The 19,126-nt window shown below is 68.2% G+C and carries 18 protein-coding genes; 9 read left to right on the top strand and 9 right to left on the bottom strand.

All coding sequences use genetic code 11. The annotated features are described in order from the left end of the window. Positions 1-2: 2 nt before the first annotated feature. Positions 3-851: an N-formylglutamate amidohydrolase gene (locus tag AC1Q6V_RS15140; RefSeq protein ID WP_439668709.1), complete on the top strand. Its 849-nt coding sequence runs from the start codon at positions 3-5 to the stop codon at positions 849-851. A gap of 13 nt (positions 852-864) precedes the next feature. Here the strand turns inward: AC1Q6V_RS15140 and AC1Q6V_RS15135 are convergent, their stop codons facing one another. Genes AC1Q6V_RS15135 through wrbA form a run of 3 tightly spaced genes read right to left on the bottom strand, consistent with a single transcriptional unit; the run spans position 865 to position 3,309 of the window. Next, the gene (locus tag AC1Q6V_RS15135; protein ID WP_439668710.1) at positions 865-2,283 is read right to left on the bottom strand and encodes an FAD-binding oxidoreductase; all 1,419 of its coding nucleotides are present in this window, start codon (positions 2,281-2,283) and stop codon (positions 865-867) included. Between the two features lie 19 nt (positions 2,284-2,302). Continuing rightward, the gene (locus AC1Q6V_RS15130; protein WP_439668711.1) at positions 2,303-2,710 is read right to left on the bottom strand and encodes a DUF2069 domain-containing protein; all 408 of its coding nucleotides are present in this window, start codon (positions 2,708-2,710) and stop codon (positions 2,303-2,305) included. Further along, positions 2,707-3,309 (bottom strand): NAD(P)H:quinone oxidoreductase, encoded by a 603-nt coding sequence (wrbA, locus tag AC1Q6V_RS15125; protein WP_340529997.1) that lies wholly within the window; start codon positions 3,307-3,309, stop codon positions 2,707-2,709. Before wrbA ends, AC1Q6V_RS15130 begins: the two co-directional genes overlap by 4 nt. Positions 3,310-3,475: 166 nt before the next feature. On the opposite strand from wrbA, the gene AC1Q6V_RS15120 reads away from it, so the two are divergent. Next, the gene (locus AC1Q6V_RS15120) at positions 3,476-4,822 is read left to right on the top strand and encodes a YihY family inner membrane protein (RefSeq protein WP_010813131.1); all 1,347 of its coding nucleotides are present in this window, start codon (positions 3,476-3,478) and stop codon (positions 4,820-4,822) included. Positions 4,823-4,850: 28 nt separating this feature from the next. Here AC1Q6V_RS15120 and AC1Q6V_RS15115 read toward each other — a convergent pair whose 3' ends face one another. From AC1Q6V_RS15115 to AC1Q6V_RS15105, 3 genes are all read right to left on the bottom strand, one after another. Beyond that, positions 4,851-5,168: an Mpo1-like protein gene (locus AC1Q6V_RS15115; RefSeq protein ID WP_439668712.1), complete on the bottom strand. Its 318-nt coding sequence runs from the start codon at positions 5,166-5,168 to the stop codon at positions 4,851-4,853. 102 nt (positions 5,169-5,270) lie between these two features. Beyond that, on the bottom strand, positions 5,271-6,095 hold the full coding sequence (locus AC1Q6V_RS15110) for an alpha/beta fold hydrolase (RefSeq protein WP_011614994.1): 825 nt from the start codon (positions 6,093-6,095) through the stop codon (positions 5,271-5,273). Next, complete coding sequence (locus AC1Q6V_RS15105; RefSeq protein ID WP_010813128.1) at positions 6,095-7,405, bottom strand: O-acetylhomoserine aminocarboxypropyltransferase; 1,311 nt, start codon at positions 7,403-7,405, stop codon at positions 6,095-6,097. Before AC1Q6V_RS15105 ends, AC1Q6V_RS15110 begins: the two co-directional genes overlap by 1 nt. Before the next feature lie 238 nt (positions 7,406-7,643). Between AC1Q6V_RS15105 and AC1Q6V_RS15100 the strand changes: the two genes are divergently transcribed. The 5 genes from AC1Q6V_RS15100 to AC1Q6V_RS15080 all read left to right on the top strand — a co-directional run bounded on the left by AC1Q6V_RS15100 (position 7,644) and on the right by AC1Q6V_RS15080 (position 13,359). Continuing rightward, positions 7,644-8,090 carry a CBS domain-containing protein gene (locus AC1Q6V_RS15100; RefSeq protein ID WP_010813127.1) on the top strand — a complete coding sequence of 149 codons (447 nt, stop codon included), beginning with the start codon at positions 7,644-7,646 and terminating at the stop codon, positions 8,088-8,090. A gap of 150 nt (positions 8,091-8,240) precedes the next feature. Further along, positions 8,241-10,139 (top strand): MFS transporter, encoded by a 1,899-nt coding sequence (locus tag AC1Q6V_RS15095; protein WP_010813126.1) that lies wholly within the window; start codon positions 8,241-8,243, stop codon positions 10,137-10,139. A 26-nt stretch (positions 10,140-10,165) separates the two neighbouring features. Then, positions 10,166-10,888 (top strand): glutathione S-transferase C-terminal domain-containing protein, encoded by a 723-nt coding sequence (locus AC1Q6V_RS15090; protein ID WP_010813125.1) that lies wholly within the window; start codon positions 10,166-10,168, stop codon positions 10,886-10,888. 74 nt (positions 10,889-10,962) lie between these two features. Beyond that, positions 10,963-12,072 carry a chorismate synthase gene (aroC, locus tag AC1Q6V_RS15085; protein ID WP_010813124.1) on the top strand — a complete coding sequence of 370 codons (1,110 nt, stop codon included), beginning with the start codon at positions 10,963-10,965 and terminating at the stop codon, positions 12,070-12,072. Between the two features lie 12 nt (positions 12,073-12,084). Further along, positions 12,085-13,359: an MFS transporter gene (locus AC1Q6V_RS15080; protein WP_011614995.1), complete on the top strand. Its 1,275-nt coding sequence runs from the start codon at positions 12,085-12,087 to the stop codon at positions 13,357-13,359. Here the strand turns inward: AC1Q6V_RS15080 and AC1Q6V_RS15075 are convergent. Then, positions 13,281-14,387 (bottom strand): NAD(P)/FAD-dependent oxidoreductase, encoded by a 1,107-nt coding sequence (locus AC1Q6V_RS15075; RefSeq protein ID WP_454751088.1) that lies wholly within the window; start codon positions 14,385-14,387, stop codon positions 13,281-13,283. The two genes, AC1Q6V_RS15080 and AC1Q6V_RS15075, sit on opposite strands and share 79 nt — an antisense overlap. 37 nt (positions 14,388-14,424) lie before the next feature. Beyond that, positions 14,425-15,138 (bottom strand): FadR/GntR family transcriptional regulator, encoded by a 714-nt coding sequence (locus AC1Q6V_RS15070; protein WP_454751089.1) that lies wholly within the window; start codon positions 15,136-15,138, stop codon positions 14,425-14,427. Positions 15,139-15,380: 242 nt separating this feature from the next. On the opposite strand from AC1Q6V_RS15070, the gene AC1Q6V_RS15065 reads away from it, so the two are divergent. Next, entirely contained in the window at positions 15,381-16,268 is an 888-nt protein-coding gene (locus AC1Q6V_RS15065; RefSeq protein WP_037024303.1) for a flagellar brake protein, read from the top strand. Between the two features lie 112 nt (positions 16,269-16,380). Continuing rightward, positions 16,381-17,232, top strand: coding sequence for a lipase secretion chaperone (locus AC1Q6V_RS15060; RefSeq protein ID WP_454751090.1), 852 nt, complete (start codon positions 16,381-16,383; stop codon positions 17,230-17,232). A gap of 73 nt (positions 17,233-17,305) precedes the next feature. Here AC1Q6V_RS15060 and AC1Q6V_RS15055 read toward each other — a convergent pair whose 3' ends face one another. After that, positions 17,306-18,994, bottom strand: coding sequence for an electron transfer flavoprotein-ubiquinone oxidoreductase (locus tag AC1Q6V_RS15055; protein WP_010813117.1), 1,689 nt, complete (start codon positions 18,992-18,994; stop codon positions 17,306-17,308). Positions 18,995-19,126 lie beyond the last annotated feature (132 nt).

Genomic DNA, 19,126 nt, shown 5'->3' with positions numbered 1-19,126 from the left:
TAATGGCCCTTCCTTATTCGCTGACTGAACCGGCCGGCGCGGCGCTGCCGCTGGTGGTGGACTCCCCGCACAGCGGGCTGGTGCATGCCGAGACCCTGCCGCTGGCGGCGCCCCCCGAAGCCCTGCTGACGGGCTGGGACGCTTATGTCGACCAGTTGTTCGCGCATGCGCCGATAGTGGGCGGCACGCTGCTGTGCGCGCGCTTCCCGCGCTGGATGGTCGACGTCAACCGCGCCCGCGATGACATCGATCCCGCGCTGATCGACGGCACCATGCCTTATGCCGTGCAGCCCAGCGACAAGTCCGGGCGCGGCATGGGCGTGCTGCGCCGGCTGGCGCTGCCGGGCGTGCCGGTGTACGCCGCGCCGCTGTCGCCGGACATGGCGGAGTACCTGCTGAAGACCTACTACGATCCCTATCACGCCGCGCTTTCCGGCCTGCTGGCGCAGCATCATGCGCGCTCGGGCGCGGTGTGGCATATCGACTGCCATTCGATGAAATCGCGCGGCAATGCGATGAACGTGGACAATGGCGTGGAGCGGGCTGACTTTGTGATCAGCAACGGCGACGGCGCCACCTGCTCGCCTGCGTTTATCGAGCTGGTGGCGCAGTGCCTGCGCGGCTTCGGCTACCGGGTGGGCATCAACTGGCCGTACAAGGGGGCGGAGCTGATCCGTGCCTATGCGGACCCGGCGCACGGCCGCCACAGCCTGCAGATCGAAATCAACCGCGCGCTTTATATGGACGAGGCAAGGTTCGCGCAGCACCGCGGCTTCGCCGTGCTGCGCGGTCATCTCGACCAGTTGCTGGAGGCGGTGGCGGCATATATCCGCGAGGCACTGGCGCGATGATGGCGCGGCGCGCTCAGATCACCTTGCCGGGATTCATCAGCCCCTGCGGATCGAGTGCGCCCTTGATCGCGCGCATCATCGCCAGTTCGACTTCGCTCTTGTAGAGCCGGTTTTCCTCGCGCTTGAGTTGGCCCAGTCCGTGCTCGGCGGAAATCGAGCCGTTATGCGAGCGCACGCTGTCGTGCACGATGCGGTTGACCTGGTCCTGGTGCGCCAGGAAGGCGTCATGGTCGACGCCTTCCGGCGGCGACACGTTGTAGTGCAGGTTGCCGTCGCCGAGGTGGCCGAAGGTCACCATGCGCGCGCCGGGGAAGGCGTTCTGCAGCAGCGCGTCGGTGGTCTCGATGAAGTCCGCCACGCGCGACACCGGCACGGCGATATCGTGCTTGATGTTCTTGCCGTCTTCCACCTGCGCCAGCGGGATATGCTCGCGCAGGTTCCAGAAATCGCGCGACTGCTGCACCGATTCCGCCACCACCGCGTCGGCGACCACGCCGGCATCGAAGGCGGCCGACATCATGGTCTCGAAGATGCCGCGCGCATGGGCTTCGCTTTCGCTGTCGGACAGTTCCAGCAGCACCAGCTGCGGGTGGATGTCTGCGAACGGATAGCGCAGCTGCGGGAAGTGCCGCGTCACCAGCGTCATGCTGAGCGCGGACATCAGCTCGAACCCGGTCAGCATGGCGCCGGCATGCGATTGTGCGATGGCCAGCAGCGCCAGCGCGGCGCGCGGGCTCTGCACCGCGGCCAGCGCGGTGACCGAGGCGCGTGGCAGCGGGAACAGCTTCATCACCGCCGCGGTGATGATGCCGAGCGTGCCTTCTGCGCCGACAAAGAGGTCGCGCAGGTCGTAGCCGGTGTTGTCCTTGCGCAGCCCGCGCAGGCCGTGCCAGATCTCGCCCGACGGCGTCACCACTTCCAGGCCCAGGCACAGCTCACGCGTGTTGCCGTAGCGCAGCACCGCGGTGCCGCCGGCATTGGTCGACAGGTTGCCGCCGATGGTGCAGCTGCCTTCGGCCGCCAGGCTCAGCGGAAACAGCCGGCCGTGCTCGCGCGCCACCTCCTGCAGGTGCTGCAGCACCACGCCGGCCTCGACCGTGATGGTGTTGTTGAGCGGATCGACCTGGCGGATGCGGTGCAGCCGCTGCAGCGAAACCACCACCTGGTCCTGCCCGGCCACCGGCGTGGCGCCGCCGCACAGGCCGGTGTTGCCGCCTTGCGGCACCACCGCGATCTTGTGCGCATGGCAGGCATGGACCACCTCCGCGACCTCCTCGGTGCTGCCGGGGCGCAGCACCGCCAGCGCTTCGCCGCGATAGCGCTTGCGCCAGTCGGTCAGGTAGGGTGCCTTGTCGGCTGCATCGGTCAGCACGTGCTGCGCACCCAGCGCGGCGCGGCACAGTGCGAGGAAGGAGTCTTGAGGCGAGGTCATGGCGACGGCGGAATGAGGGTCAGGACTTGGGCGCGGCCGGCTTGCCGGCCGCCCGGGCGCGGCGCTTGTAGGGGCGCAGGTACAGGATGGTGCTAGTGAAGAACACCAGCGTCAGCGCCACCTCCACCCACGCCAGCGTGGACGAGGGCGCGCGGTCGCTGGTGGCGCGCACGATGCCCTCGGTGAAGAACAGCAGGATCAGCATCGACGACCACTGCATGGTGTAGCGGTTGCGCGTCAGCACGCCGCGCAGCGGCAGCAGCAGCGGCAGGAACTTGATGATCAGCCACGATCCGCCAGGGCGCAGCGGCGCCAGGAACCATTCCCAGGCGATGCACAGCACCACCAGCGCCAGCAGGCTGCTCACGCTGAACCGGTACAGCCAGGGACTGTGCAGCGCCTGGTCGCTCTCGGGGATGGGGCTCATGCCGCGCCTCCCGCCAGGCGCAGCGCGGTCTGAGCCAGCCGCCGGCCCATGGCGATGGCCAGTCCCGATTCGTCTTCCGTGACCGGGCCGCGGTTGTCGCCGTGGGCATGGTGGCTGGGGCCGTAGGGTGTGCCGCCCGAGGCCGTGGTCATCAGGCCCTTTTCGGAATACGGCAGGCCCAGGATCAGCATGCCGTGGTGCAGCAGCGGCAGCATCATCGACAGCAGCGTGGTTTCCTGCCCGCCGTGCAGGCTGCCGGTGGCGGTGAAGACGCAGGCCGGCTTGCCGGTCAGTGCACCCGACAGCCACTGCGCCACGGTGCCGTCCAGGAAGTACTTCATCGGCGCGGCCATGTTGCCGAAGCGGGTGGGGCTGCCCAGGGCCAGGCCGGCGCACTCCTCCAGGTCGCGCAGCTCGGCATAGGGCGGGCCGTCGGCCGGGATATCGGACGCGGTGGCCTCGCACACGGTGGAAACCGGCGGCACCGTGCGCAGCCGGGCCTGGGCGCCGGGGACGCTGTCGATACCGTTGGCAATCAGTTCGGCTAGTTTGCGGGTGCTGCCGTGGCGGCTGTAATACAGGACGAGGATGTCGGTCATGGAGCGGGATGGCCGGCGGTGGCGGGGTGGTGTTGCGCGAAAGGTGCCGGAAGCAATGCGCGTATTATAGATGCGCCCCCCGCGCCATCTCCCATCGGCTTTGCGCCCCCGGTGCCGCGGGCCGCCTGTTTATCCGTCAGAACCAGATCCAGGAGGTTGTTTGCGCATGATCGGACCCCGCGTTGCCCGCCTGCGCCGGGAATGGAACCTGCAGAAGGTACGCGCCCTGGCGCGCTATGCGCTGCGCCGCGCCGGCGAAGACCGGCTGCCGCAGGTCTCGGCCAGCCTGACCTTCACCACCGTGCTGGCAGTAGTGCCGGTATTGACGGTGGCGTTCGCGCTGCTGGCCGCGTTCCCGGTGTTCCGCGACTTCCGCAACGCCATCGAGGCGTTCCTGTTCCAGAACCTGATCCCCGGCAACGTCAGTGAATCGATCCAGCGCTACCTCGGCATGTTCGCCAAGAGCGCGCGCGGGCTGACCGCAATGGGCCTGGGCGGGTTGATGGTCACCTCGGTGCTGACCATGCTGACCGTGGAAGACGCGCTCAACGCGATCTGGCGCGTCAAGCAGCGCCGCCCGCTGGCGCAGCGGGTGCTGGTGTTCTGGGCGGTGCTGACCTTCGGGCCGGTGCTGATCGGCGCGAGCCTGTCCATCAGCTCCTACCTGATCTCGGTCTCGGCGGGCTATGTCGGCACCATGCCGGTGGGGCTGGGGCTGCTGGTGGGCGCGACGCCGGTGCTGCTGTCGGCGCTGGCCTTCGCCTTCCTGTACACGGCGGTGCCCAATGCCTATGTCGAATGGCGCGATGCCATCGTGGCCGGCCTGGTGGCGGCGGTCGCGTTCGAGTTCGCCAAGCGCGGCTTCGGCTATTTCATCACCGAGATCCCGGCCTATACCGCGGTCTACGGCACCTTCGCCGCGTTGCCGCTGTTCCTGCTGTGGATCTACCTGAGCTGGCTGGTGACGCTGCTGGGTGCGACCATTGCCGCCAACCTGCCGGTGATCCGGCAGGGCTACTGGCGCCGCCGCACCTTTGCCGGCAGCGAGTTCTTCGATGCGCTGGGCGTGCTGCTGCTGCTCTACCGCGCGCGCGACGAGGTGCCGCGCAGCGTTGGCGAACTGGACCTGGGCCGCAAGCTGCGGGTCGAGGCCGATTACCTGTCGGACCTGCTGGGCAAGCTCAAGGCCATGCATCTGGTCGGGCGCTTGCAGCAGGAGCGTGGTCAGGCCCATTGGGCACTGCTGTGCAATCCGTCACAGGTGACGTTGCGCACGCTGCATGACCGGCTGGTGCTGAACCTGCCGCGGCTGCCGCGCACCGCGCTGGCGCAGCAGCTGCAAGGGGCGGATGCGCTCAAGTCGGTCCTGGACAATCCGCAGCTGGATCAGACGCTGGAGGCGGTGTTCCGGCAGCAGCCGGCTGATCTGCCGCCGACTGAAGGGGATGGGGGGAGCCACCCCCAGCGGCGCACGCTGGAAGTGGTGCCGCCGGGCTGGCATGGCCAGGTGTAAGGTCCGCCCCCTGCGACAGTGAAGTTGCTCAGAACGGGATCCTGCCCCGCCAGATATCGGCATACATCACCCAGTCTCCCATCAGGCTGTAGAGCGGATGCCGGAACGTCGCCGGCCGGTTCTTCTCGAAACCAATGTGCCCGACCCAGGCAAAGGCGTAGCCTGCCAGCACGGCGGCCAGCAGCCACCATGCATTGCCGGTAACCACCAGCACCACCAGGCACAGCAACGCTACCGTCGACCCGGCAAAATGCAGGCGCCGGCAGGTACGGTTCTGGTGTTCGCTCAGGTAGTAGGGATAGAAGGCCGCGAAGTTCTCGAACTCGCGCGCGCGGGCGTGGGCCATGGCTGTCTCCGGCAGGTCTTGTTTTGTGCAGTGTAGACCTTCTGCGCCGAGGTGTCGGGAGGCTGGCCGCCGGCGTGGCCGGCCAGCCATCCGCGACCAGGCTTAGCCGGCAGCGACCACCTTGCGCGCAAAGGCCGCCAGCGCGTCCAGCACTTCATCCGGGCGTTCGCCCATCAGCGCGTGGCCGCACGGCACCGTGACCAGGCTTGCCTTGGCCATCTTGCCGGCCAGCGCCTGGGCCGCCTTGGGCGACGTCATCATGTCCTTGGTGCCGGTGATGAAGAGCGCCGGGCAGGCCACTGCGGCCGCGGCCTCTTCGCCATGGGCGTAGGCATTGCAGGCCGAGAAGTCATTGTGGAACACATGGGCCTGCGGGTTGTTGCGCGACACGCGCTCCATCAGCCGCTGGCTGCCGCCGTGCATCCACGCGCCCGGCCCGGGCGAAGACGGCTTGTTGGCCAGGCTCGAATGCGACCAGGTATTGACCATGGCGATGGCCTCGCCCTCGCGGTTGAGCGAGGCGTCCAGCAGCGCGTCCGAGACCTTCATCGGGTAGGCCGTCGCCAGCAGGCCGATGCCGCGCACCGCCTGCGCATGCCGCGCCGCGCATTCCAGCGCGATCAGCGAGCCCATGCTGTGGCCGAACACGAAGGCCGGCGTCTTCACGCCGGCGGCGGCCACCAGCGCCATGACCCAGTCGGCCATGGCCTCGACGGTGGCGAGCGGCGCGCCCTTGCTGCGGTTGTGGCCCGGCAGGTCCACCGCCAGCACCGAGAAGCCGTGGTTGGCAAACCAGCGCGTCTGCAGAGCCCACACGCTATGGTCGTTCTGCGCGCCGTGGACGAACACGGCACAGGGCAGGGCGGGATCGAAGGGTTTGCCGCCGGTATAGGCGTAGGCCGGCTGGCCGGCAATGGTCAGTTCCATCAGGCTTGCCCTCCCTTGCCACTCATGGCTTTCTCGGCCGCCTTCAGGCCGCGCTTGAGATCGTCGATCAGGTCATCCGGGTCTTCCAGCCCGATCGAGAGCCGGATCGTGCCCTCGGTGATGCCTGCCGACTGCAGCGCCGCCGCGTCCATGCGGAAGTGCGTGGTCGAGGCCGGGTGGATCACCAGCGAGCGCGCGTCGCCCACATTGGCCAGGTGCGAGAACAGCGACATGCTCTCGATGAAGCGCTGGCCGGCCACGCGGTTGCCCTTCAGGTTGAAGCTGAACACCGCGCCGCAGCCGCGCGGCAGCAGGCGCCTGGCCAGTTCGTAGTCGGGGTGCGATTCCAGTTCCGGGTAGGACACCGACTCCACCATCGGGTGCGAGACCAGGAACTGCACCACCTTGCGGGTGTTGTCGACATGGCGGCTCATGCGCAGCGGCAGCGTCTCCACGCCCTGCAGCAGCTGCCAGGCGGCCATCGGGTTCATGCAGGCGCCGAAGTCGCGCAGGCCCTCGCGGCGCGCGCGCAGCAGGAAGGGCGCCACCGTGCTTTCCTCGGTGAACACCATGTTGTGGAAGCCCTCGTACGGCTCGGACAGCTCCGGGAAGCGCCCGGAGGCCTCGAAGTCGAAAGTGCCGCCTTCGACCAGCACGCCGCCGATGGTGGTGCCGTGGCCGCCCAGGAACTTGGTGGCCGAGTGGTAGAGCAGGCCGGCGCCGTGATCGAACGGGCGCAGCAGGTAGGGCGTGGTGAAGGTGGAATCCACCAGCAACGGGATGCCGTTATCCTGGCCCAGTTGCGCCAGCGTCGGGATGTCCAGCACGTCCAGCCCCGGGTTGCCCAGGGTCTCGCCGAACAGCAGCCGGGTATTGGGCCGGATCGCGGCGCGCCAGGCGTCGATGTCGCGCGCCTTGACGAAGGTGGTCTCGATGCCGAAGCGGCGCAGCGTGTAGTGCAGCAGGTTGTGCGAGCCGCCGTACAGCGCCGACGAGGCCACCACGTGCGAGCCCGCGCCCATCAGCGTGGCCACCGCCAGGTGCAGCGCGGCCTGGCCCGAGGCCGTGGCGACGGCGCCGGCGCCGTTCTCCAGCGCGGCGATGCGCTCTTCCAGCACGGCCACGGTGGGGTTGGAAATACGGGAATAGACGTGCCCCGCGCGCTCCATGTTGAACAGCGACGCGGCGTGCTCGCTGTCGCGGAACACGAAGGACGTGGTCAGGTGGATGGGGGTGGCGCGGGCCCCGGTGGCGGGGTCTGGCGCGGCGCCGGCGTGCAGCGCCAGCGTGTCGAATCGGGTTCCGGACATGGTCGGTCGGCCTTGAGTTGTCTCCGGCCAGCATCGTAGCACCGTGCGCGCGCCGACGCCCGCAAACCGGCCTCCTGCTTTACTTTGACGGCGGGTTTGGGCTAGGATCGGCCAACGGGGCGCCGTGATGCAGCGCGCGCCCGCACACCCGTAGACAGATAACAATGTGACCGGTATCGCCTCCTGTGCCCCCGCCGGAGCGATGCCCCCAGTTTGAGCGCAGGCAGCGGAGACCAACATGAAAGTCAGCGACATCCTCCAGATCAAGGGCAATACGCTCTATACCGTGACGCCTGACACCTCCTTGCTGGTAGCCGTCCACACCATGGCCGAGCACGATATCGGCTCGCTGGTGGTGATGGAATACGGCGACCTGGTCGGCATGCTGACCTTCCGCGAGATCATCGAGACGCTCGCCCGCAATCATGGCAACGTCGGTGGCACCAGCATCCGCAAGGTGATGGACGATGCGCCGCTGACCTGCACCATGGAGACCGACGTCAACGAGGTCCGCCGCATGATGCTGGAGCGTCACACCCGCTACCTGCCGGTGCTCGACAACCGCACGCTGATGGGCGTGATCTCCTTCTACGACGTCGCCAAGGCCGTGGTCGAGGACCAGAGCTTCGAGAACAAGATGCTCAAGGCCTATATCCGCGACTGGCCGGAAGAGCGCGCCGAGTGATGGCGCCGGGCCGCCCGGACTGAAGCTTCCTTCGGAAATACCCTCGGTTGGCGCCGCGCGGCCGTGGCGGGGTGGCGGCCGGGCGCCGGCTCCGGCAAACTTGCCGGCGTTCCCACTTCCGCGGCGGTCCGCCGACCGACCGGCCCATCCATGAGCCAACCCAGCCAGTTCCGACTGCTCGGCCTGCGCCGCTTCGCCCCGTTCTTCTGGACCCAGTTCCTGGGGGCGATGAACGACAACGTCTTCAAGGTCGCCTTCACCTCGCTGGTGACCTACCACACGGCGCTGTTTGAGGGCGTGGACGCGCGCAGCGCGGCCTTCCTGATCTCGGCCATCTTTATCGCGCCGTTCGTGCTGTTCTCCGCCACCAGCGGGCAGATCGCCGACAAGCTGGAGAAGTCGCGCCTGATCCGGCTGGTCAAGTCGCTGGAAATCGCCATCATGGTGCTGGGCCTGGCCGGCTTTGCCTGGCACAGCGCGCCGCTGCTGTACGCCGGCACCTTCCTGATGGGGCTGCATTCCACGCTGTTCGGGCCGGTCAAGTTTGCCTACCTGCCGCAGCACCTGGATGAAAGCGAACTGGTCGGCGGCAACGGCATGGTGGAGATGGGCACCTTTGTCGCGATCCTGATCGGGACGCTGATCGGCGGCGAACTGGCCGGGCTGCAGCAGGGCGGAACCATCGTGGGGCCGATGTACGTGGGCGCGGTGTGCGTGGTGATCGCCGTGGCGGGGCGGCTGGTGTCGGGCCGCATCCCGGTTTCGCCGGCGCCGCAACCGGACCTGCGCATCAACTGGAACCCGTTTTCCGAGACCTGGCGCAACCTGGTGCTGGCGCGTGGCAACCGCACGGTATTCCTGAGCCTGCTCGGCATTTCGTGGCTGTGGTTCTTGGGCGCCACCTTCCTGACCTCGTTCTTCAGCTATGCCAAGGATGTGCTGGGCGGCGACCAGAACGTGGTGACGCTGCTGCTGGCGGTGTTCTCGCTGGGCATCGGCACCGGTTCATTGCTGTGCGAGCGCTTGTCCGGGCGCCATGTCGAGATCGGCCTGGTGCCGTTCGGCTCGATCGGCATGACGGTGTTCGCGGTCGACCTGTACTTTGCCAGCCAGGGGCAGGCACCCGTGGCGCTCAGCAGCATCGGCGGCTTCCTGGCCGAGCCGCGCCACTGGCGCGTGCTGGCGGACCTGTTCCTGCTGGCCATGTTCGGCGGCTTCTACAGCGTGCCGCTGTACGCGCTGATCCAGAGCCGCAGCGCGCCCACGCACCGCGCCCGCATCATCGCCGCCAACAACATCCTGAACAGCTTCTTCATGATTGCCGCGTCGCTGCTGGGCGTGGCGATGACGCAGGCGGGCTACAGCATCCCGCAGCTGTTCCTGGTGGTGGGGCTGCTCAATGCGGTGGTGGCGGTCTACATCTACTCGCTGGTGCCGGAATTCCTGCTGCGCTTTATCGCGTGGATCCTGGTCCATACCCTCTACCGGCTGCGCCGCGTCAATGCCGAGCGCATTCCCGCCGACGGCCCGGCCGTGCTGGTCTGCAACCACGTCAGCTTTGCCGACGCGGTGGTGCTGATGGCCTGCAGCCCACGCCCGGTGCGCTTCCTGATGGACCACAACATCTTCAGGGTGCCGCTGCTGTCGTGGTTCTTCCGCCAGGCCCGCGCTATCCCGATCGCGCCGGCGCACGAGAATCCGGACATGCTCAGGCGTGCCTATGACAGCGTGGCGCAGGCGCTGGACGAGGGGGATCTGGTCTGCATCTTCCCCGAAGGCAAGATCACCGCCACCGGCGAGATCAACCCGTTCAGGCAGGGCGTGCAGCAGATCATCCGGCGCACGCCGGTGCCGGTGGTGCCGATGGCGCTGCGCGGGCTGTGGGGCAGCTTCTTTTCGCGCAAGGGGGCACCGGCGATGTCGCGGCCGTTCCGGCGCGGCATCCTGAACCGGCTGGAACTGGTGGTGGGCGAGCCGGTGCCGCCCGAGGCCGCCACCCCGGAAGGGCTGCAGCAGATGGTGCAGGCCCTGCGCGGCGACTGGCGCTAACGCCTTGTGCCGAACCCGAATCCACGATGATCACGCTCTACACCTTTGGCCCCGCCTTCGGGCTGCCCGACGCCAGCCCCTTCGTCACCAAGGCCGAGATGCTGCTCAAGCTGGCCGGCCTGCCTTACCAGGCGCGCCGCGGCAGCCTGCGGCGCGCGCCCAAGGGCAAGCTGCCCTACCTGGACGACATGGGCCGGATCGTGGCGGATTCCACCTTGATCCGCTGGCATATCGAGAAGACCTACCACATCGACTTCGACGCGGGCCTGAGCGCGGCCGAGCGCGGTATCGCCTGGGCCGCCGAGAAGCTGATGGAAGACCACCTGTATTGGGCGGTGGCGCGGGTGCGCTGGCTGGACCAGGCCAACTTCGACAAGGGGCCGGCCCAGTTCTTCCGCGGCGTGCCGGCGCCGGTGCGCGGCCTGGCCGAGCGGCTGGTGCGCTACAAGGTGCGCAAGACGCTGTGGGGGCAGGGCCTGGGCCGGCATAGCGAAGAAGACCTGGTGGCGCTGGCCAGCAAGGGCGTGACCTCGATCGCCGACATCCTGGGCGACAAGCCCTACCTGATGGGCAATGTGCCATGCGGGGCCGACGCCACGCTGTTTGCCTTTGCCGGCAGCCTGCTGTGCCCCGTATTCGACACTCCGATCCGCACCGCGGCCGAGGGGCATGCCAACCTGGTGGCCTATATGGAGCGGATGCGCGCCGAGTTCTACCCCGAACTGGCGCTGGAAAGCGCCGCCGCCTGAGCCTGCCGGGCCGCCCGAGGCCCGCCATTGGCCTTACAATGGAAACCTTCCCCAATTCCTGTGCGGTTTCCATCATGTCCGGCAACACCCTTGGCCTGCTTTTCACTGTTACCACCTTCGGCGAATCGCACGGGCCCGCCATCGGCGCGGTGGTGGACGGCTGCCCGCCGGGCATGGCGCTGACCGAGGCCGATATCCAGGGCGACCTGGACCGCCGCCGGCCCGGCACCTCGCGCCACGTCACGCAACGCCAGGAACCCGACCAGGTCGAGATCCTGTCCGGCGTGTTCGAGGGCAAGACCACCGGCACCCCGATCTGCCTGCTGATCCGCAATACCGACCAGCGCAGCAAGGACTACGGCAATATCGTCGAGACCTTCCGCCCGGGCCATGCCGACTACACCTACTGGCAGAAGTACGGCATCCGCGACCATCGCGGCGGCGGCCGCTCGTCGGCGCGCCTGACCGCGCCGGTGGTGGCGGCCGGGGCGGTGGCCAAGAAGTGGCTGCGCGAAAAGTATGGCACCGAGATCCGGGGCTATATGTCGCAGCTGGGCGAGATCGCGGTGCCGTTCACGGACTGGTCGCACGTGCCGGAGAACCCGTTCTTCGCGCCCAACGCCGACATCATCCCCGAGCTTGAAACCTATATGGACGCGCTGCGCCGCGACGGCGACTCGGTCGGCGCGCGCATCGAGGTGGTGGCCAGCAACGTGCCGGTGGGCCTGGGCGAGCCGCTGTTCGACAGGCTCGACGCCGACATCGCCCACGCCATGATGGGCATCAACGCGGTCAAGGGCGTGGAGATCGGCGCCGGCTTCGACAGCGTGGCCCAGCGCGGCAGCGTCCATGGCGACGAGCTGACCGCCGAGGGCTTCCGCACCAACAATTCCGGCGGCGTGCTGGGTGGCATCTCCACCGGCCAGGACGTCACCGTGTCGCTGGCGATCAAGCCGACGTCTTCCATCCGCACCCCGCGTGAATCGATCGACAAGGCCGGCAATGCCGCCACCGTCGAGACCTTCGGCCGCCACGACCCGTGCGTGGGCATCCGCGCCACGCCGATCGCCGAGGCCATGCTGGCGCTGGTGCTGATCGACCACGCCCTGCGCCACCGTGCCCAGTGCGGCGACGTCAAGGTCGATACGCCGCGCATTCCCGCGCAGGCCGGCCAGACCCCCTGACCTGACCTCGCGTTGGCCACGCCTTTCGCGGGCGGCGGTGCCACCGGCGCCGGCCGCCCCGACTACGCCCGTTTCGGGCTCTTCTATCTTGGCTACTACGGCTACGTCGGCCTGATCTCGCCGTACGTCAGCCTGTATTTCGCCGACCGCGGCTTCAACCCGGTGCAGATCGGCGTGCTGATGGCGAGCTTCCAGGTCAGCCGCATCGTCGGGCCCTACCTGTGGGGCTGGCTGTCCGACGTGATGCACACGCGTGTGCGCATCCTGCGCGTGAGCGCGTTCACCTCGTTGCTGGCCTTCCTGATGCTGCCGGGTGTGGGCAGCTACGGCGGCATGATGGCGATGATGCTGACGCTGAGCCTGCTCACCAGCGCGATGTCGCCGCTGGGCGATGCCCTGACCATCTCCACGCTGCGCCGCTACGGCGCCTTCGACCATAGCTACGGCCGCATCCGCATGTTCGGCTCGGTCGGCTTTATCGGCGCGGTGCTGGCCGGCGGGGCGCTGTTCGAAGCGGTCGGCATGCGCGCCTTCCCGTGGGTGGCCAGCACGCTGCTGGCGATCCTGGCCGGCGTGGTGCTGACCATGCATGACGCCGCCGACGACGGCCCGCGCACGGCGCCGCCGCGCGCCTTGCCGCTGCTGCGCCGCCCGGACGTGGCCTGGTTCCTGGCGTCAGCCTTCCTGATGATGTTCGCGCACGCCGCGCTCTATGTGTTCTATTCGCTGTGGCTGGCGCAGTTGGGCTACAGCAAGTTCGCCATTGGCGTGATGTGGACCATCGGCGTGGTCGCCGAGATCGTTTTCTTCTACTACCAGGGCCTGCTGTTCGCGCGCTATGCGCTGCGCACGATCCTGGCCGGCACCTTCGTGCTGGCGGCGCTGCGCTTCGGCCTGACCGGCTACCTCGCCCAGTTTGCCTGGCTCATGGCGCTGGTGCAGGTGCTGCACGCGGCCACTTTTGCCGCGCACCACAGCGCCAGCCTGAAGCGGTTGCAGGCATGGTTTGCCGGGCCGCTGCAGGGGCGCGGGCAGGCGCTGTACACGGGCATTTCCTACGGCGTCGGCGGCACGCTGGGCGGGCTGGCGATGGGCTGGACCTGGAACGCGCTGGCGCCCGAGCATACCTTCGGGCTGGCCGCCATTGCCGCGGCGGCCGGCGCGTTCTGTGCGGTGATGAGCTTCCGCGCGGAAGGCGATGGCGCCGCTCAGGCCAGCGCCGCGCAGACCCGCTCGGCGATCGCCAGCGACGAGGTCAGCCCCGGCGACTCGATGCCGAACAGGTGAACCAGCCCCGGCACGCCATGCACGGCGGGGCCGTCGATGCGGAAGTCCGCGGCAACCTCGTGCGGCCCGCTGATCTTGGGGCGGATGCCGGCATAGCCGGGTTGCAGCGCGCCGTCGGCCAGTCCCGGCCAGTAGCGTCGCACTTCGTCATAGAAACCGTCGGCGTCGGCCGGGTCCACGCCGTATTCGATCTCGTCGATCCAGCGCACATTGGGGCCGAAGCGCGCCTGGCCGCCCAGGTCGATGGTCAGGTGCACGCCCAGCCCGGCCGCCTCGGGCACCGGGTAGATCAGCCGTGAGAACGGCGCGCGCCCGGCCAGCGTGAAATAGCAGCCCTTGGCGTAGAACTGCGGCGGGATATGGGTCTCGGGCATGCCGTCGATGCGGCGCGCCAGTTCCGGCGCGGTCAGCCCGGCCGAGTTCACCACCGTGCGCGCCAGCAGCGTGGTGGCGCTGCCATCCTCGCTGCCGATCTCCAGCCGGATGCCGTCCGCCGTCACCGCGCCGCCCAGCACCGGCGACTGCACCGCCAGCATCGCGCCGGCGTTTTCCGCGTCGCCCAGCAGCGCGGTCATCAGGCCATGGCTGTCGACAATGCCGGTCGACGGCGACAGCAGCGCGGCATGGCACTGCAGTTGCGGCTCCAGCGCCTGCGCCTCGGCGCGGCTGACAACGCGCAGGTCGTCCACGCCGTTGGCCGCCGCCTTGGCGCGGATGCCTTCGAGCGTTGCCACCTGGGCCTCGCTGGTGGCCACGATCAGCTTGCCGCAGCGCTGGTGCGCCACGTGATGACTGGCGCAGTAGTCGTACAGCATGGCCTTGCCGCGCACGCACAGCTGTGCCTTGAGCGAGCCGGCCGGATAGTAGATGCCGGCGTGGATGACCTCGCTGTTGCGCGCGCTGGTGACGGTGCCGAAGGCGTTCTCGGCTTCCAGGATGATCACTTCGCGACCCTGCAGCGCGAGTGCGCGCGCCACCGCCAGTCCCACCACGCCGGCGCCGATGACGACGCAATCCACTGTTTCCATGGTTGTTCCTTGCTTCAAAGTCTGTGTGTTCGGAGGCTCAGGCCGTCAGGCCGAGGCGGGCGGCGGCGGCCGCAAGGTGCTGTTGCGCGGCACTGCGGGCGGCCGTGGCATCGCCGGCGGCAATCGCTTCGGCCAGCGCCGCATGTTCCTGGTCGGCGGCGCGCGGCGCGCCAGTCGTCACACTCAGCCGCGCGGTGTTCTCCCAGGCGCGCTGGCGCGCGGCCAGCATCTGCTGGCTGACGAAATCGGTCAGACCGGTAAAGCAGGGGTTGTGCGCGGCTTCGGCAATGGCATGGTGGAAGGCCATGTCGGCCGCCGCCGCGCTGGCCATGTCGCCCTGGCGGTCGGCCCGTGCCTGCATCGCCGCCAGTGCGCCGCGGATGGCATCGATATCGGCATCCGTGCGCCGCTGCGCGGCCATTTCGGCGCAGGCGGTTTCCACTACCCGGCGCAGTTCGAACAGCTGCGCCAGCGTCGGGCCGCCGTCGGGCGCGCTGGCCACGCGCCAGGCCTTGCCGCCCGGGGTCTCCGACACATAAGCGCCCGAGCCCTTGCGCGTCACCAGCACGCCATCGGCCTTCAGCTGGGCGATGGCCTCGCGCACGATCGGCCGGCTCACGCCGAAGTTATCGGCCAGGCTGGCCTCGGCCGGCAGGCGCGCGCCCGCGCCGTAGCGGCCGGCGAGGATGTCGTCGTGCAGGGTCTGGGCGATGCGGCTGGCGAGCGAGGCCGGGCGGGGCAGGATGGTCATGGTTTTGATATGTCAGGCTGTCAGACAGCTTTTGTTGATTTTCGGCCTAACTTTGCGAGGCGTCAAGGTCTCCGTAGGGAGCGAATGCTACACATGCGTCTCTGGTCAATCGCCGAGGGCTTAATTTCGCCGCTCCGGCGCCGATAGAAGCCTGATACAGGTGGCGGATCCTGCGCGTCGGCTCCGCCCAAGGCTTGCCATGCTCCGTTGGCATCCAATGCCGGGGCCTACTGCGAACAGCCATGATCCAGCTCACACCTAACGATCTTCCCGTCGGATACCCGCTGCCCTGGTCATTGCTCGATGGCGAGGGCAACCTGGTGCTCGGCAGCGGCAGTGTCATCCCCGATGAACGCGACCTGGCGCTGGTGTTCCGCCATGGCGTGGTCTGCCGCGAAGATGGCCACGAGGACGCCGATGACGAACTGCGTCCGGCCACCGGGCCGCTTGGCCTGCAGGTCGGCACGCTGCTGCATGTCAAGCATGAGGGCGAGGCCGCACGCCCGGCCGCCAGCCGCCTGATCGGTTTTATCGAGCAGGGCCTGTTTGTCACCTGGCCGCAGCTCGGCGGGCGCGACCTGCCGCTGCAGGCGGGCGATGCCGTGCTGCTGCGCGGCTTCTCCGGACACGCCATCCACAGCTTCACCTCGACCATCACCGCCGTGTGCCGCAGCCCGTTTCGCTACCTGGTGCTGTCGGCGCCGGTGCAGAAGCACGCAATGCCGGTACGCAAGGCTGCGCGCGTGCCAACCCGGCTGGCCGCCTACCTGACCGAGTCCGGCGATGACGACGGCATCGACACCGGCACGGCGCGGCTGGCGCTGCTGTCCGACCTCAGCACCGGTGGCGCGCTGGTGCAGACCACCGCGCCGGCGCCGGCGCCGGGCAGCCGCGTGCGGCTGCGCTTCAAGATGCGCACGGCGTCACTGGACAGCGAGGTCACCATCGATGGCTGGATCCGCCTCGCGCCCCCCGGCGCGGCCAGCGACGATGCCGACTTCCCGGCCTTCGGCGTGGCCTTCGACGTGCTGGCCGAGCGCGAGCTGACGCTGCTGCAGTGCTACATCTACGAACAGCTGCTTTCCAGCACCCGCATGCCCTTGCAGCCCGCGGCTGTAGCGGCCGTTTAGAGGGAATCCGCTAATGTTTTGATTGTCTCGTCGGGGCGGCCAGTCTTTACTGCTTCCAACATAAGAAGACCCACCACCGAGGAGACAAGATGGAGCACAGCGGACACCACGCGTGCGTACGACGCACGTGCCCGCGGGCCCCGAACTCGACGCGCAAGGCAACCTGCGCCTGACGCGCGCGCTGCGCACCTACTTCGACTACTTCCTCAGCGCCCGCCACGACGCCGGCGGCGCCGACGCGCGGGACCGGCTGGTGTACGACGATATCCGCCGCCGCGTGCCGCAGCCCGCGGCAGGGCAGGCGTGGCAGCTGTGGCAGCGCTACCTGGCTTATCTTGCCGAGATTCAAGCGCTGGCCGCGCGCAAGCCGCGGGCGGATACGAACGGCACGCTGGATGCGGCACAAGTGCAGCAGTTGCGCGCGCTGCAGGCCGGGCGTAACGGCGCGCGGCAGCACCTGCTGCCGGAGGTGGCGGCAATCTGGTTCGGCGACGAGCAGGTGTATGACGATGCCATGCTGGCGCGGCTGGACATCGCGGCACAATCCGGCCTGGATGACGCGCAGCGGCGGCAGCGGCTGGCCGAACTCGAAGCCACGCTGCCCGAGCCACTGCGTGCGGCACGGGAGGCCAGCGCGCGTCCGCAGGCGATCAGCGACACCATCGCCGGCATGCAGGCCGCCGGCCGCAGTGCGCAGGACATCGGTGCGGCGTTGGCGCAGGCCTACGGTGCCGAGGTGGCGCAGCGCTACCAGCAGCAGGCGCAAGCCGGGCAGGCCTGGCAGCAGCGCTACGACGACTACGCCGCGCGCCGCGCGCAGATCGAGTCATTCCCGGGGTTGTCGGAGCAGGACCGCCGGCAGCAGCTGGATGCGCTGCGCAGCCAGGCCTTCGGCAATCCCGCCGAGGCGCTGCAGGCCGAGGTGGTCGACAAGGCGATGGCCGCGCGGCGGCAGGCACGATAGCCGCGCTGCATCGCCCAAAGAAAAACGGCACCGGGTTTCCGGTGCCGTTTTTTCTGCCGCTGGCGCGGCAGGCTTACATCCCGACGTAGTTCGGACCGCCGCCGCCTTCCGGCGTCACCCAGACGATGTTCTGGGTCGGATCCTTGATGTCGCAGGTCTTGCAGTGAACGCAGTTCTGCGCATTGATCTGCAGACGTTCCTTGCCCGACGTCTCGTCCTGCACGAACTCATACACACCTGCCGGGCAGTAGCGCGACTCGGGGCCGGCGTACTTGTCCCAGTTGATGTTGACCGGAACGCTGGCGTCCTTGAGCGTCAGGTGCGCCGGCTGGTTCTCTTCGTGGTTGGTGTTGCTGATGAACACCGAGCTCAGGCGGTCGAAGGTCAGCTTGCCGTCCGGCTTCGGATACTCGATCTTCTGGCACTCGGCCGCGGGCTTCAGGTACACATGGTCCGGCTTCACGCGGTGGATGGTCCATGGCGGGTTGCGGATGCCCAGCTTGGGCAGCAGCCATTGCTCGATGCCGGTCATCAGCGTGGCGGTGGTGCGGCCCTTCTTGAACCACTGCTTGAAGTTCTTGGCCTGCAGCAGTTCCTTGTGCAGCCAGCTCTGCTCGAACGCGGTCGGGTAGGCGGCCAGCTCATCGTGCTGGCGGCCGGCCTGCAGCGCGTCATAGATGGCCTCGGCGGCCAGCATGCCGGTCTTGATGGCGGCGTGGCTGCCCTTGATGCGCGAGGCGTTCAGGTAGCCGGCGTCGCAGCCGACCAGCGCGCCGCCCGGGAACACGGTCTTGGGCAGCGACAGCAGGCCACCGGCGGTGATGGCGCGGGCGCCGTAGGAGAGGCGCTTGCCGCCCTCGAAGTACTGGCGGATTTCCGGATGCGTCTTGAAGCGCTGGAATTCCTCGAACGGAGACAGCCACGGGTTGGTGTAGTCCAGTCCGACCACAAAGCCGACCGCGACCTTGTTGTCTTCCATGTGGTACAGGAACGAGCCACCGTAGGTGGCGGGGTCGAGCGGCCAGCCGGCGGTGTGCACCACCAGGCCGGGCTTGTGCTTGGCCGGGTCGATCTCCCACAGCTCCTTCAGGCCGATGCCGTAGCTCTGCGGATCCTTGCCGGCATCGAGCTTGAATTTCTCGATCAGTTGCTTGCCCAGGTGGCCGCGCGCGCCTTCGGCGAAGATGGTGTACTTGGCATGCAGTTCCATGCCCAGCTGGAAGTTGTCGGTGGGCTCGCCTTCCTTGTTGATGCCCATATTCCCGGTGGCCACGCCCTTGACCGAGCCGTCTTCGTTGTAGAGCACTTCGGCGGCGGGGAAGCCCGGGAAGATCTCAATGCCCAGCGCCTCGGCCTGCTGGCCCAGCCAGCGCACGAAGTTCGACAGGCTGATGATGTAGTTGCCTTCGTTGTGGAAGCACTCTGGCAGCAGGGCCGGAGGCGTGCCCTTGGAGCCGGACTCGTTCAGGAACAGGAACTTGTCTTCGGTGACGGCCTGGTTCAGCGGCGCGCCCAGTTCCTTCCAGTTCGGGATCAGTTCATTGAGGGCGCGCGGGTCCATGATGGCGCCCGACAGGATGTGGGCGCCGGGCTCGGAGCCCTTTTCCAGCACGCACACGTTGACGTCGGCGCCTTTCTCCTGCGCGAGTTGCTTCAGGCGGATGGCGGTGGCCAGGCCGGCGGGGCCGCCGCCGACGATGACCACATCGTATTCCATGGCTTCGCGCGGGCCGAACTGCTCCAGGAGCTGTTGCTGATCCATTGTCTCTAACCCTCTATTTCTTTGCTGCTTGCTTGCAATTGTGGGAAATGCGGTGATCGTTTTGCCGAGAACCGGGCCAGCGCGCGGACGGGAACCGCGGGTGGGTGAGTTGGCAGCGATTTGGGGTCCAAA

The organism is Cupriavidus sp. GW823-FHT07B10, from assembly GCF_058794355.1.
Note: the sequence above shows the minus strand (reverse complement) of the source record. Positions and strands in the feature narration are given on the sequence as shown.

Excerpts from the sequence above, each read along its gene's own strand:
- AC1Q6V_RS15140 (WP_439668709.1), top strand. The coding sequence starts at position 3 with ATGGCCCTTCCTTATTCGCTGACTGAACCGGCCGGCGCGGCGCTGCCG.
- AC1Q6V_RS15135 (WP_439668710.1), bottom strand. The coding sequence starts at position 2,283 with ATGACCTCGCCTCAAGACTCCTTCCTCGCACTGTGCCGCGCCGCGCTG.
- AC1Q6V_RS15130 (WP_439668711.1), bottom strand. The coding sequence starts at position 2,710 with ATGAGCCCCATCCCCGAGAGCGACCAGGCGCTGCACAGTCCCTGGCTG.
- wrbA (WP_340529997.1), bottom strand. The coding sequence starts at position 3,309 with ATGACCGACATCCTCGTCCTGTATTACAGCCGCCACGGCAGCACCCGC.
- AC1Q6V_RS15120 (WP_010813131.1), top strand. The coding sequence starts at position 3,476 with ATGATCGGACCCCGCGTTGCCCGCCTGCGCCGGGAATGGAACCTGCAG.
- AC1Q6V_RS15115 (WP_439668712.1), bottom strand. The coding sequence starts at position 5,168 with ATGGCCCACGCCCGCGCGCGCGAGTTCGAGAACTTCGCGGCCTTCTAT.
- AC1Q6V_RS15110 (WP_011614994.1), bottom strand. The coding sequence starts at position 6,095 with ATGGAACTGACCATTGCCGGCCAGCCGGCCTACGCCTATACCGGCGGC.
- AC1Q6V_RS15105 (WP_010813128.1), bottom strand. The coding sequence starts at position 7,405 with ATGTCCGGAACCCGATTCGACACGCTGGCGCTGCACGCCGGCGCCGCG.
- AC1Q6V_RS15100 (WP_010813127.1), top strand. The coding sequence starts at position 7,644 with ATGAAAGTCAGCGACATCCTCCAGATCAAGGGCAATACGCTCTATACC.
- AC1Q6V_RS15095 (WP_010813126.1), top strand. The coding sequence starts at position 8,241 with ATGAGCCAACCCAGCCAGTTCCGACTGCTCGGCCTGCGCCGCTTCGCC.
- AC1Q6V_RS15090 (WP_010813125.1), top strand. The coding sequence starts at position 10,166 with ATGATCACGCTCTACACCTTTGGCCCCGCCTTCGGGCTGCCCGACGCC.
- aroC (WP_010813124.1), top strand. The coding sequence starts at position 10,963 with ATGTCCGGCAACACCCTTGGCCTGCTTTTCACTGTTACCACCTTCGGC.
- AC1Q6V_RS15075 (WP_454751088.1), bottom strand. The coding sequence starts at position 14,387 with ATGGAAACAGTGGATTGCGTCGTCATCGGCGCCGGCGTGGTGGGACTG.
- AC1Q6V_RS15070 (WP_454751089.1), bottom strand. The coding sequence starts at position 15,138 with ATGACCATCCTGCCCCGCCCGGCCTCGCTCGCCAGCCGCATCGCCCAG.
- AC1Q6V_RS15065 (WP_037024303.1), top strand. The coding sequence starts at position 15,381 with ATGATCCAGCTCACACCTAACGATCTTCCCGTCGGATACCCGCTGCCC.
- AC1Q6V_RS15055 (WP_010813117.1), bottom strand. The coding sequence starts at position 18,994 with ATGGATCAGCAACAGCTCCTGGAGCAGTTCGGCCCGCGCGAAGCCATG.